This window comes from Citrobacter freundii complex sp. 2024EL-00216, from assembly GCF_043945515.1.
In the GTDB taxonomy this organism is placed as follows: domain Bacteria; phylum Pseudomonadota; class Gammaproteobacteria; order Enterobacterales; family Enterobacteriaceae; genus Citrobacter; species Citrobacter portucalensis.
The window spans coordinates 284704-296730 of the sequence record NZ_JBIMRA010000002.1 but is presented as its reverse complement, the minus strand read 5'-3'; the positions used below and the strand labels follow the sequence as shown (position 1 = coordinate 296730).

Annotated in this window: 13 protein-coding genes; 9 read left to right on the top strand and 4 right to left on the bottom strand. The window is 53.7% G+C overall.

Annotated features, from left to right (window positions below; translation table 11 throughout):
- Window positions 1-172 precede the first annotated feature (172 nt).
- The 3 genes from upp (at window position 173) to ACHHZ7_RS03855 (ending at window position 2982) form a co-directional block, all read left to right on the top strand.
- Entirely contained in the window at window positions 173-799 is a 627-nt protein-coding gene (upp, locus tag ACHHZ7_RS03865; protein WP_003835110.1) for a uracil phosphoribosyltransferase, read from the top strand.
- A 96-nt stretch (window positions 800-895) separates the two neighbouring features.
- On the top strand, window positions 896-2185 hold the full coding sequence (uraA, locus tag ACHHZ7_RS03860; RefSeq protein WP_003835107.1) for a uracil permease: 1290 nt from the start codon (window positions 896-898) through the stop codon (window positions 2183-2185).
- Window positions 2186-2280: 95 nt separating this feature from the next.
- Window positions 2281-2982, top strand: a complete 702-nt coding sequence (locus ACHHZ7_RS03855; RefSeq protein ID WP_211924219.1) for a DnaA inactivator Hda — start codon at window positions 2281-2283, stop codon at window positions 2980-2982.
- A gap of 35 nt (window positions 2983-3017) precedes the next feature.
- On the opposite strand, the gene arsC is transcribed toward ACHHZ7_RS03855, so the two are convergent.
- Entirely contained in the window at window positions 3018-3377 is a 360-nt protein-coding gene (gene arsC / locus ACHHZ7_RS03850) for an arsenate reductase (glutaredoxin) (RefSeq protein ID WP_003037937.1), read from the bottom strand.
- A 123-nt stretch (window positions 3378-3500) separates the two neighbouring features.
- Window positions 3501-4964: a beta-barrel assembly-enhancing protease gene (bepA, locus tag ACHHZ7_RS03845; RefSeq protein ID WP_008785438.1), complete on the bottom strand. Its 1464-nt coding sequence runs from the start codon at window positions 4962-4964 to the stop codon at window positions 3501-3503.
- A 226-nt stretch (window positions 4965-5190) separates the two neighbouring features.
- Between bepA and ACHHZ7_RS03840 the strand changes: the two genes are divergently transcribed.
- From ACHHZ7_RS03840 to iadA, 4 genes are all read left to right on the top strand, one after another.
- Window positions 5191-6255 carry an AI-2E family transporter gene (locus ACHHZ7_RS03840; protein WP_003037941.1) on the top strand — a complete coding sequence of 355 codons (1065 nt, stop codon included), beginning with the start codon at window positions 5191-5193 and terminating at the stop codon, window positions 6253-6255.
- Window positions 6256-6421: 166 nt separating this feature from the next.
- Window positions 6422-7081 carry a nucleoside recognition domain-containing protein gene (locus tag ACHHZ7_RS03835; RefSeq protein ID WP_032944189.1) on the top strand — a complete coding sequence of 220 codons (660 nt, stop codon included), beginning with the start codon at window positions 6422-6424 and terminating at the stop codon, window positions 7079-7081.
- Window position 7082: 1 nt separating this feature from the next.
- Complete coding sequence (locus ACHHZ7_RS03830; protein WP_003835099.1) at window positions 7083-7544, top strand: YjiG family protein; 462 nt, start codon at window positions 7083-7085, stop codon at window positions 7542-7544.
- A gap of 11 nt (window positions 7545-7555) precedes the next feature.
- Entirely contained in the window at window positions 7556-8719 is a 1164-nt protein-coding gene (gene iadA / locus ACHHZ7_RS03825; RefSeq protein ID WP_057066937.1) for a beta-aspartyl-peptidase, read from the top strand.
- A gap of 107 nt (window positions 8720-8826) precedes the next feature.
- On the opposite strand, the gene bcp is transcribed toward iadA, so the two are convergent.
- The gene (gene bcp, locus ACHHZ7_RS03820; RefSeq protein ID WP_003835095.1) at window positions 8827-9297 is read right to left on the bottom strand and encodes a thioredoxin-dependent thiol peroxidase; all 471 of its coding nucleotides are present in this window, start codon (window positions 9295-9297) and stop codon (window positions 8827-8829) included.
- Window positions 9297-9869: a glycine cleavage system transcriptional repressor gene (locus ACHHZ7_RS03815; protein WP_003037954.1), complete on the bottom strand. Its 573-nt coding sequence runs from the start codon at window positions 9867-9869 to the stop codon at window positions 9297-9299. The genes bcp and ACHHZ7_RS03815 overlap by 1 nt, the downstream gene beginning before the upstream one ends.
- A gap of 145 nt (window positions 9870-10014) precedes the next feature.
- On the opposite strand from ACHHZ7_RS03815, the gene dapA reads away from it, so the two are divergent.
- Together dapA and bamC are read left to right on the top strand one after the other, a co-directional pair.
- Window positions 10015-10893, top strand: coding sequence for a 4-hydroxy-tetrahydrodipicolinate synthase (dapA, locus tag ACHHZ7_RS03810; protein WP_003037957.1), 879 nt, complete (start codon window positions 10015-10017; stop codon window positions 10891-10893).
- Window positions 10894-10909: 16 nt separating this feature from the next.
- Complete coding sequence (gene bamC / locus ACHHZ7_RS03805; protein WP_003835088.1) at window positions 10910-11944, top strand: outer membrane protein assembly factor BamC; 1035 nt, start codon at window positions 10910-10912, stop codon at window positions 11942-11944.
- Window positions 11945-12027: the final 83 nt, after the last annotated feature.

The window sequence follows — 12027 nt, the reverse complement described above, 5'->3', positions numbered from 1 at the left end:
TTGACAGCGAGTCCCGCCATCAGTGCGGGGCTTGTTTTATACTCATCATTCAGACGCAAATGACTTTGGTTGATCCATATCAAGCGTATGCAGTGTTGCGCCAGAGAGGAAAAGCGGTATAATCCGGCGATTTTTTTTGTGGTTGCCATTCGTCTGAGGAAAGGAGAAGAGTATGAAGATCGTGGAAGTCAAACACCCACTCGTCAAACACAAGCTGGGACTGATGCGTGAAAACGACATCAGCACTAAACGCTTTCGTGAACTCGCCTCGGAAGTTGGCAGTCTGCTGACTTATGAAGCAACCGCTGGTCTGGAAACCGAAAAGGTGACCATTGAAGGCTGGAACGGTCCAGTTGAAGTTGACCAAATCAAAGGCAAAAAAATCACCGTTGTGCCTATCCTGCGTGCGGGTCTGGGCATGATGGAAGGCGTTCTGGAAAACGTTCCGAGCGCGCGTATCAGCGTTGTTGGTATGTACCGTAACGAAGAGACGCTGGAGCCGGTTCCGTATTTCCAGAAGCTGGTTTCTAACATCGATGAGCGTATGGCGCTGATCGTTGACCCAATGCTGGCAACCGGCGGCTCTGTTATCGCCACTATCGATCTGCTGAAAAATGCAGGCTGCACCAGCATTAAAGTGCTGGTCCTGGTTGCAGCACCGGAAGGTATCGCGGCACTGGAAAAAGCGCACCCGGATGTGGAGCTGTACACCGCCTCCATCGATCAGGGACTGAACGAGCACGGATACATTATTCCGGGGCTCGGCGATGCCGGCGATAAGATTTTTGGTACTAAGTAAACGAATAAGTGAAAAGAAGCCGACTTTAAGAGTCGGCTTTTTTTTGAATAAAACAACCCAATGGCTAATAACAAACAACACTCAGAGGAAAACACTATGACGCGCCGTGCTATCGGGGTGAGTGAAAGACCGCCGCTTTTACAGACAATCCCGCTTAGTTTGCAGCACCTGTTCGCCATGTTTGGCGCAACGGTACTGGTGCCAGTCCTGTTCCACATCAACCCGGCTACCGTTCTGCTGTTTAACGGCATTGGTACGTTGCTGTATCTCTTTATTTGTAAGGGTAAAATTCCCGCATATCTGGGTTCAAGCTTTGCATTTATTTCCCCGGTACTGCTGCTGCTGCCGTTAGGGTATGAAGTGGCGCTGGGCGGTTTCATTATGTGTGGCGTCCTGTTCTGCCTGGTTTCTTTCATTGTTAAGAAGGCAGGAACCGGCTGGCTGGATGTCATGTTCCCGCCTGCGGCGATGGGCGCAATCGTTGCCGTCATCGGTCTGGAGCTGGCTGGCGTTGCTGCGGGTATGGCGGGGTTACTGCCTGCTGAGGGGCAATTACCGGATTCAAAAACCATCATCATTTCTATGGTGACGCTGGCGGTAACGGTCTTTGGTTCCGTATTGTTCCGCGGGTTTATGGCGATTATCCCGATTCTGATCGGGGTGCTGGCCGGTTATGCGCTTTCCTTCGTGATGGGCGTTGTGGACACTACGCCGATTGCGCAGGCCCACTGGTTCGCGCTGCCGACGTTCTACACGCCGCGTTTTGAATGGGTTGCCATTCTGACCATCCTGCCAGCGGCGCTGGTGGTCATCGCTGAACACGTCGGGCACCTGGTGGTAACGGCGAATATCGTGAAAAAAGATTTGATTCGCGATCCTGGCCTGCATCGTTCTATGTTTGCCAACGGTCTGTCTACGGTAATCTCTGGTTTCTTCGGCTCTACGCCGAACACCACGTACGGCGAAAATATCGGCGTAATGGCGATCACCCGCGTTTACAGTACCTGGGTTATCGGCGGTGCGGCAATTTTCGCCATTCTTCTCTCCTGCGTGGGTAAACTGGCGGCGGCGATCCAAATCATTCCACTGCCGGTTATGGGTGGCGTATCGCTGCTGCTGTACGGCGTGATTGGCGCTTCTGGTATTCGCGTACTGATCGAGTCAAAGGTTGACTATAACAAGGCGCAGAACCTGATCCTGACGTCGGTTATTTTGATCATCGGCGTGAGTGGTGCGAAAGTTCACATCGGTGCCGCAGAGCTGAAAGGCATGGCGTTGGCGACCATCGTTGGTGTCTGTCTGAGCCTGATTTTCAAAGTTATCAGCCTGCTGCGTCCGGAAGAAGTCGTGCTTGACGCGAAAGATGCAGACAGTCCGCAACAGTAAATCTCTGACCGGGCGGCAGCGCTGCCCGGTTCTATCGCGACGTATTTCTGTGTTAAACTCAACGCGATTTTATGAAATCCTGGGTTGAGGTATCTCTGAACACACCGGCACAGCTCTCTTTGCCACTTTATCTTCCTGACGACGAAACTTTCGCAAGTTTCTGGCCGGGGGATAACTCCTCTTTACTGGCTGCACTGCAAAACGTGCTGCGTCAGGAACATAGCGGGTATATTTATCTCTGGTCGCGTGAAGGCGCTGGCCGTAGTCATTTGCTGCATGCAGCCTGTGCGGAACTGTCCGCGCGCGGCGATGCGGTAGGCTACGTGCCGCTCGACAAACGCACCTGGTTCGTCCCCGAGGTGCTCGACGGGATGGAGCATTTATCGCTGGTTTGCATTGATAACATCGAATGTGTGGCCGGCGATTCGCTGTGGGAAATGGCGATCTTTGATCTCTACAACCGTATCCTGGAGTCGGGGAAAACGCGTTTGCTGATCACCGGCGATCGTCCGCCAAGACAGCTGAATCTGGGGTTGCCGGATCTCGCCTCACGCCTGGACTGGGGGCAAATCTACAAGCTACAACCGCTTTCCGATGAAGATAAGCTGCAGGCGTTGCAATTACGCGCCAGACTTCGTGGATTTGAACTGCCGGAAGATGTGGGACGTTTTCTGCTAAAGCGTCTGGATCGAGAAATGCGAACGCTGTTTATGACGCTGGATCAGCTTGATCATGCTTCGATCACCGCCCAGCGTAAGTTGACCATTCCGTTCGTAAAAGAAATTCTGAAGCTGTAAGCGCCGCAGCCGAGCAGACTGCGGCAGGTTGCAGGTTAACCGACGATTTCCAGTACCTGCTCAGGCGGGCGTCCAATTCGAGCCTGACCTTTGGCAACCACAATCGGGCGCTCCATCAGTTTCGGGTTTTCCACCATTGCCTGAATCAGCGCATCTTCACTCAGATTTTTGTCCGCCAGGTTAAGCGACTTATAGAGATCCTCTTTCTGGCGCATCAGTTCACGCGCGCTGGACATGCCGAGCATCTGCAGCAGTTCACGCAGGGTTGCTGCGTCAGCCGGCGTTTCCAGATACAACACCACTTCCGGGTCCACGCCGTTGGACTTCAGTAATTCCAGCGTTTCACGGCTCTTGGAACAACGTGGGTTATGGTAGATTTTAATCGCGTCTGACATGACTTCTCCTTGCATAACAATACTGCCGGATGGCGGCCAAAAGACCTTATCCGGCCTACATATTGCGTCTGACGTAGGCCGGATAAGACGCTACAGCGTCGCCATCCGGCAAAGGTTCGATAATTACATCTTCGTGTACGGTTTAAAGCGTTCTTGCAGCTGGCGTAGCTGGTCAATACGGGCATCGTATCTGGCCTGCTGCTGGCTACCCAGTTTCACCTGAGAGCTTGCGCTGCTAAGCATCGAAATAGCCTGATCCAGACGTCCCGCTAGGGCATACCCCTCCGCGCGCGCCGCCAGCTCCTGATCGCGGTTGCTCAGGTTGGCTTCCGTTTGCGCTAACAGATCCCAGCCGTTAGGGTCATCTTTATGGTTAAACGTATAGCGATTCAGGATGGTCGCCGCCTCTTTGGCTTGTCCACCCTGTAAATAGGCATTCGCCAGGTTGAGCTGCAGAACCGGGTTAGTGCGCAGGTCGCGGGCGTTTTTCAGGCGGTTAATGGCATCACTGGTTTTCTTCTGGCCGAGATCGATATCCGTTGCCAGGTCGAGATACCAGGCATTGTTAGGATCTGCCGCCAGCAGCGGTTGCAGCGCTTTACGCGCCTCGTCGTATTTACTGGCTTCCATCGCCTGCAATGCCCGGCCATACTGGGCCGCACGTTGCTCACGTACGTTGCCTTTCGACCAGCTACTCAGCAGGTCATCGGTCAACTGGTTACGACCAGAGTTGTACATGCCTAAGGTTCGTGCCTTAGCCAGATAAAAATCTTCTGACGACTGGACGACCACCGGGCGCATCTGGTTGGCGCGGTTACGGGCATCAGACAGACGGCTTTCCGGCAGGGGGTGAGTCAGCAAAATTTCCGGCGGACGCGAAGAGTAACGAGCCTGGTCGAGCAGTTTTTCCAGGAACGTTGGCATGGCCTGGGGATCGAATCCCGAGCGTTGCAGCACCTGAATACCGATGCGGTCTGCTTCCTGTTCGTTTTGCTGCGTAAAGCTGATCATTCCCTGACGTGTACCCGCCAGCGTACCGGTCAGCGCCGCCATACCCGCCTGCGGGCTGGCCATTGCTAATAAAATTGAACCTAATGCGCCAACCCACGTTAGCGGTGCGCTGCGTTTCTGATCTTCCATGGCACGCGCCAGGTGACGCTGTGTAACGTGGGAAATTTCGTGCGCCATAACCGATGCCAGCTGGCTTTCGTTGTCGGAATAGCGGAATAGTGCGGAGTGCAGGACAACGTTGCCGCCAAAGAAAGCAAAGGCGTTGATTTCATCGTTGTTAATCAAAAAGAAGGTGAAGGGCGTTTTTACCGAGTCGGCGTGCGAGACCAGACGCATCCCCAGCGCATTAATGTATTGGGTGAGCAATGGATCGTTAATTAATGGCGCACTGCCGCGCAGTTGGCGTACGTAATAATCGCCCATCTGCATTTCCTGTCCTATGGAAAGCGTACTGCCTGCCGACGTTCCCATATCAGGCAGGGTGTCCGCAGTATCAGCAAATGCGGGCGCAACCTGACCGATAGTCAGTGCGGCAATGAGGGTAGCAACCAGGTTTTTTTTCAACTGCCTGAACATAACCTCTGTCCTGTATTCTTTTTTGAGATAGCCATTTGACCGATGCTGTGAAGTATCGTTCACACTCCGCAAGCTTACGGAGTGTAACTGCGAAACCTGACGATGAACACCCAGGAAAAATGTCTTTTCACTTTGCGTAATCAGCCATAAAAAGCGAAGTCTTTTTTGTGACATTTCGATACAATTCGGGATCGCAATCCCGCTATTGGGTTCATGGAAGGGTTTTATGCTCGAAATGTTGATGCAATGGTATCGTCGCCGCTTTAGCGACCCCGAAGCCATCGCCCTGCTGATTATTCTTGTTGCCGGTTTTGGCATCCTGTTTTTCTTTAGCGGTCTTTTGGCGCCGCTGCTGGTCGCCATTGTGCTGGCGTACCTGCTTGAATGGCCGACAGTGCGGCTGGAACATATTGGGTGTTCACGGCGTTGGGCGACATCGATTGTGCTGGTGGTATTTGTCGGTATTTTACTGCTGATGGCCTTTGTGGTGATGCCCGTTGCGTGGCAGCAGGGAATTTACCTGATCCGCGACATGCCCGGCATGCTCAATAAATTGTCTGATTTTGCCGCCACCTTGCCACGACGTTACCCGGCGCTGATGGATGCGGGCATCATTGATGCGATGGCGGAAAATATGCGCTCGCGAATGCTCACCATGGGCGATTCGGTGGTGAAATATTCGCTGGCCTCACTGGTCGGTTTGCTGACGCTGGCGGTTTACCTGGTTCTCGTCCCATTGATGGTGTTCTTTCTGATCAAAGATAAAGGACAGATGCTGAACGCCGTGCGCCGGGTGCTGCCGCGTAACCGCGGGCTGGCGGGGCAGGTATGGAAAGAGATGAATCAGCAAATCACCAACTATATCCGCGGGAAGGTGCTGGAAATGGTGGTGGTCGGCGTAGCAACCTGGCTCGGCTTCCTGCTGTTTGGTCTCAACTATTCGCTGCTGCTGGCGGTGCTGGTCGGGTTCTCTGTGCTGATCCCGTATATCGGCGCTTTTGTGGTGACGATTCCGGTGGTTGGCGTGGCGCTGTTCCAGTTCGGGCTTGGCACCGAGTTCTGGAGCTGTTTTGCTGTGTACCTGATAATCCAGGCACTGGACGGCAATTTGCTGGTTCCCGTGTTGTTCTCCGAGGCGGTCAATCTGCATCCACTGGTGATTATTCTCTCCGTGGTGATTTTCGGCGGTCTGTGGGGATTCTGGGGCGTATTCTTTGCGATTCCTCTGGCGACGTTAATCAAAGCGGTAATGCATGCCTGGCCGGATGGTCAGGTCGTTGACGAACCCTAATCTGCAAGATCCGGCGATATCATGTCGCCGGATCTGAACTTGTCTGACCTCTATCCACACTTTCTGAATAATCTCTTCTGCTGTCGTTTTTCTCCGCGTTTGTCTTTAACTTGACCATCGTGATGTCTTTTAGTCACACAAGGATTAAGGCCAACAGGAGAACAAAATGGGTCACAGCACACACACGCAGCAAAAGGTGGGATGGGGCGGTTATCTCGCTTTTTTTATTACGATTATTCTTTTTTCCGGCATGTTTGCGAAAAGTACCGAATGGTGGCGGGTCTTTGACTTCACCGTCCTCAACGGTGCGTTTGGGCAGATTAATGCTGCGGGCGACACGGCAGTCTCTTTTCGTGGCACTGGGGGGATGGGGGCAAAAGACGGCTTCTTATTCGCGCTTGAACTGGCGCCTTCCGTCATTCTTTCGCTCGGGATTATTTCCGTCACCGAAGGGTTGGGTGGGTTGCGCGCGGCACAACAGCTGATGACGCCGGTCCTGCGTCCGTTACTGGGCATTCCGGGTATTTGTTCGCTGGCGTTGATTGCGAATTTGCAAAATACCGATGCCGCGGCAGGGATGACCAAAGAAATGGCGGAAGAGGGCATTATCACAGAGCAGGAACGCGCTATTTTTGCCTGCTGGCAAACCAGCGGCAGCGCGTGCATTACCAACTATTTTTCTTCTGGCGCAGCGCTGTTTACGATGGTGACCGTTCCGGTGATTACGCCGCTGGCTGTGATCCTTGTCTTCAAATTTGTGGGCGCGAACCTGTTGCGTGTATGGATCGCGCAGCTGGAAAATCGCCGTATGCAGCAGGAGGCGTGAGATGACAACACAGGTACGTAAAAACGTCATGGATATGTTTATCGATGGCGCACGGCGCGGGTTTACCATTGCAACAACCAGTCTGTTACCTAACGTGGTGATGGCGTTTGTGATTATTCAGGCGCTGAAGGTGACAGGGCTGCTCGAGGTTGTCGGGCGGGTATGCGAGCCGGTAATGGCGCTGTGGGGGCTGCCGGGGGAATCTGCCACTGTGCTGCTGGCAGCGGTGATGAGTATGGGAGGCGGCGTCGGCGTGTGCGCCAGCCTGGTTGTCGCCGGTACGCTTTCGGGACATGATGCCACGGTGTTGTTACCGGCTATCTACCTGATGGGCAATCCGGTGCAAAATGTGGGCCGTTGTCTGGGGACCGCGGGGGTTCATCCTCGTTATTACCCGCTAATTATTGCGGTATGCGTCATTAATGCGCTGCTCTCTATTTGGGTTATGCAGGTTATTGCCTGACAAGGAAGGTTATGAACTGTTCAATTCTTGATTTGACGTTGTTCCAGCAGGGACACGTGTATGCGCCGGAAGATTTAGGGCGACAGGATATACTGGTCTCCGGCAGCAAAATTGTTGCCATCGCCCCGTCAATTTCTCCTGAAGACTTTCCCGGTTGCGAGTGTATCAATCTTGACGGCGCGATTGTGTGCCCAGGATTTATCGATCAACACGTCCATCTTATTGGCGGCGGTGGGGAGGCGGGGCCGCATACCCGCACGCCGGAAGTGCGCTTGTCACGGCTGGTTGAAGCTGGCGTCACGTCGGTGGTGGGTTTGCTGGGGACCGATGGCATTACCCGTCACCCGGAATCGCTGCTGGCAAAAACCCGCGCGCTGGAGTTTGAAGGCATCAGCGCATGGATGCTGACCGGGGCGTATTCTCTGCCTTCCCCGACTATCACCGGCAGTATCGATCGCGACGTGGCACTGATTGATAAAGTTATTGGCGTGAAATGTGCGATTTCGGACCATCGTTCCTCAGCCCCGGATACCTCGGCGCTGGCAAACATGGCCGCGCAGTCGCGCGTCGGCGGGTTGTTAGGGCGCAAACCAGGGATCAGCGTTTTCCATATGGGCGACAGCCCGCGCATGCTGGAACCGTTGTACCAGATCCTCGACTGCTGCGATGTGCCGATTACTAAACTGTTGCCGACACACGTTAACCGTGCGGAACCGCTGTTCCAGGCGGCGCTGGAGTATGCCCGTAAAGGCGGTTATATCGACATTACCAGCAGCATTGATGAGCCCGTCGACCCGGCCACGGCTATCGCCACGGCGCTGCGCCAGAACGTGCCGCTGTCGCGCATTACCCTTAGCTCGGATGGCAACGGCAGCCAGCCGGAATTTGATGAGCTTGGCAATCTCACTGGCATCGGTGTCGCGGGGTTTGAATCACTGGCTGAGACGGTGCGCCAGTTGGTGAAGATTCATGCCATACCGCTGGAACAGGCGCTGTGTCCGCTGACGCGTACGGTCGCAGAATTTTTGGCACTGGAGCATAAAGGGCGTCTGGCGGTGGGATGCGATGCGGACATTCTGGTGCTCAACGACGCGCTGGAAGTTCATCACCTGTGGGCGAAGGGAAAAGCCGTAGTCAGGGAGCAGAAAGCGTGCGTGAAAGGGACGTTTGAGTAACCGGGCGGTCATCTGCCGGATGGCGACGCTAACGCGTCTTATCCGGCCTACGCGCGTGCATTTGTAGGCCGGATAAGGCGTTCACGCCGCCATCCGGCATTTCACGGTCAGGCGTTCTCTTTCAGCCAATTCATTACTACGTCGTGGTGGTTGCTGGTTTTGAAGTCATCAAACACATGCTCAATTTTCCCTTCGGCATCAATCAGGAAGCTGATGCGGTGGATGCCATCGTAGGTTTTTCCCATAAATGACTTCTCACCCCAGACGCCGAACTGCTCGCAAACCTGATGATCTTCATCGGACAGGAGCGTGAAATTCAGGACTTCTTTCTCCGCGAATCGGGAAAGCTTCTCTGGTTTGTCAGTGCTGATCCCCAGCACTTCAACACCCGCTTTTTTTAACTCATCCATGTTATCGCGCAGGCCGCAGGCCTGTACGGTACAGCCGGGTGTCATGGCTTTCGGGTAAAAATAAACCAGAACACGCTGTCCCTGGAAGTCGGTTAAATTTACTTGTTCTCCGTCTTGATCCGGCAAGCTAAATTTCGGTGCGATATCACCGGCTTTCAGTGGGTTCATTACTTAACTCCATCCTGTTCATCATGCTGTGAGTAATTGACGACGTTAATACTGCCTTGCGCATTGAGTTCTGTACAGAGTGCTTTAAACGCATCTTCAATATTTGCCGAATCATGTGACGCAGGACTATGTGCGGTAATTTGAATAAACAACTGCGCCGCCTTTCCATTCTCAGCCGGTTGCGTGCGTGAAACCAGTTCCGCAATATTCATTTGGTGGCTGTCAAACAGAGCGGTGAAGCGTTCAATCAAATGGGGAGAATCAGGGACATCGACCTGCACCCATACCGTAGCAGGCATTGCCGGACGGGGGCGCGCGGTCGTACGCTTCATCACAATGAGTAAATCCAGCTCTGCGCCTTTTAATGGCAGGGTTGATTCAATCAGGGTGATGGCATTCCAGGTGCCCGACAGCAACATGATAAACGTGAACTCATCACCCAGCATGGCCAGTCGGCTGTCTTCGATATTACAGCCGCAACTGCTGACATGACGCGTGATGGTGTTCACAATTCCTGGGCGATCGGCACCCAGCGCAGTAATGACCAGATAGTGTTGCGATGACGATGTCAAACCTGTTCTTCCTTTGAGCGGTGAGGTAATCATAAGGAAAGCATAAAAAAAACATGCATACAACAATCAGAACGGCTCTGGTCGCTTGCTTTTATTGTCGTACCAAACGTACCATTGAGACACTTGTTTGCACAGAGGATGGCCCATGTTCACGGGAAGTATTGTCGCGCTTGTTACGCCGATGGATGAGAAAGGTAAAGTCTGCCGGTCGAGCCTGAAAAAACTGATTGATTATCATGTCGCCAGCGGCACCTCGGCGATCGTTTCTGTTGGCACCACCGGTGAGTCCGCCACCCTGAGTCATGATGAACATGGCGATGTGGTGATGATGACGCTGGAACTGGCTGACGGGCGTATTCCGGTGATTGCCGGAACCGGCGCCAATGCGACCGCGGAAGCCATTAGTCTGACGCAGCGTTTCAACGACAGCGGTGTTGTCGGCTGCCTGACGGTGACGCCTTACTACAACCGCCCAACCCAGGAAGGTTTGTTCCAGCATTTCAAAGCCATCGCTGAGCATACTGACCTGCCGCAAATTCTGTATAATGTGCCGTCCCGTACTGGCTGCGATATGCTGCCGGAAACCGTTGGTCGTCTGGCGAAAGTTAAAAATATTATCGCTATTAAAGAGGCCACGGGGAACTTAAGTCGCGTTCACCAGATCAAAGAGCTGGTTTCGGACGACTTTATTCTGCTCAGCGGTGATGACGCGACCGGACTGGATTTTATGCAGCTCGGTGGTCATGGCGTGATTTCCGTAACGTCTAACGTTGCGGCACGTGATATGGCTGAAATGTGCAAACTGGCGGCAGCCGGGCAATTTGCCGAGGCGCGGGTGATTAACCAGCGTCTGATGCCGTTACACAACAAACTATTTGTCGAACCCAATCCTATCCCCGTGAAATGGGCGTGTAAGGAGTTGGGACTTGTGGCGACCGATACGCTACGTCTGCCGATGACGCCAATTACGGACAATGCTCGTGAAATCGTCAAAGCGGCGCTTAAGCATGCCGGTTTGCTGTAAAGTTTAGGGAGATTTGATGGCTTACTCAGTACAAAAGTCGCGCCTGGCCAAGGTTGCGGGTGTTTCGCTTGTTATGTTGCTCGCGGCCTGTAGCTCTGACTCGCGCTATAAGCGCCAGGTGAGCGGTGATGAATCCTATCTGGAGGCCGCACCGCTTGCTGAGCTTCATGCTCCAGCTGGGATGATTTTGCCGGTTATGTCGGGCGACTATAATATCCCGGTAACCAACGGCAGTGGTGCCGTGGGTAAAGCGCTGGATATTCGTCCACCGGCTCAGCCGTTAGCATTAGTCACCGGTGCTCGCACACAGATCGCGGGTGATACGTCGACATTACTGGTGGAAAACGGTCGTGGCAACACACTGTGGCCGCAGGTCGTTAGCGTCATTCAGTCTAAAAACTACACGATCACCAAACGTGATGATGCCAGCCAGACGTTGACCACCGACTGGGTTGACTGGAACCGTCTGGATGAAGACGAGCAGTACCGTGGACGTTATCAAATCTCGGTTAAACCGCAGGGCTATCAGCAAGCGGTAACGGTGAAACTGGTTAACCTCGAGCAGGCGGGTAAACCCGTAGCCGATGCGGCATCAATGCAGCGCTACAGCGCTGAGATGATGAACGTTATCTCTGCTGGTCTGGATAAAAACGCCACCGACGCCGCGAATGCCGCGCAGAACCGCTCTGCAGCCACCATGGATGTTCAGAGCGCCGCCGATGACACAGGTTTACCAATGCTGGTGGTACGTGGGCCGTTCAACGTGGTGTGGCAGCGTCTGCCGGCAGCGCTTGAGAAAGTGGGGATGAAGGTAACCGACAGCACCCGTTCTCAGGGCAGCATCGCGGTGACCTACAAACCACTGTCCGATAGCAACTGGCAGGAGTTGGGCGCAAGCGATCCGGGTCTGGTATCCGGCGACTATAAACTGCAGGTCGGTGATTTAGACAACCGCAGCAGCTTGCAGTTTATCGATCCGAAGGGGCATACCCTGACGCAAAGCCAGAACGACGCGCTGGTCGCCGTCTTCCAGGCAGCGTTCAGTAAGTAAAAATAAAGGGCTGGATAACTCCAGCCCTTTTTTTCTGATATGATACGCAAACGTGTGCGTCGGCAGAAAAACGCAATATTTAT

Excerpts from the sequence above, each read along its gene's own strand:
- upp (WP_003835110.1), top strand. The coding sequence starts at position 173 with ATGAAGATCGTGGAAGTCAAACACCCACTCGTCAAACACAAGCTGGGA.
- uraA (WP_003835107.1), top strand. The coding sequence starts at position 896 with ATGACGCGCCGTGCTATCGGGGTGAGTGAAAGACCGCCGCTTTTACAG.
- arsC (WP_003037937.1), bottom strand. The coding sequence starts at position 3,377 with ATGTCAGACGCGATTAAAATCTACCATAACCCACGTTGTTCCAAGAGC.
- bepA (WP_008785438.1), bottom strand. The coding sequence starts at position 4,964 with ATGTTCAGGCAGTTGAAAAAAAACCTGGTTGCTACCCTCATTGCCGCA.
- ACHHZ7_RS03840 (WP_003037941.1), top strand. The coding sequence starts at position 5,191 with ATGCTCGAAATGTTGATGCAATGGTATCGTCGCCGCTTTAGCGACCCC.
- ACHHZ7_RS03835 (WP_032944189.1), top strand. The coding sequence starts at position 6,422 with ATGGGTCACAGCACACACACGCAGCAAAAGGTGGGATGGGGCGGTTAT.
- ACHHZ7_RS03830 (WP_003835099.1), top strand. The coding sequence starts at position 7,083 with ATGACAACACAGGTACGTAAAAACGTCATGGATATGTTTATCGATGGC.
- iadA (WP_057066937.1), top strand. The coding sequence starts at position 7,556 with ATGAACTGTTCAATTCTTGATTTGACGTTGTTCCAGCAGGGACACGTG.
- bcp (WP_003835095.1), bottom strand. The coding sequence starts at position 9,297 with ATGAACCCACTGAAAGCCGGTGATATCGCACCGAAATTTAGCTTGCCG.
- dapA (WP_003037957.1), top strand. The coding sequence starts at position 10,015 with ATGTTCACGGGAAGTATTGTCGCGCTTGTTACGCCGATGGATGAGAAA.
- bamC (WP_003835088.1), top strand. The coding sequence starts at position 10,910 with ATGGCTTACTCAGTACAAAAGTCGCGCCTGGCCAAGGTTGCGGGTGTT.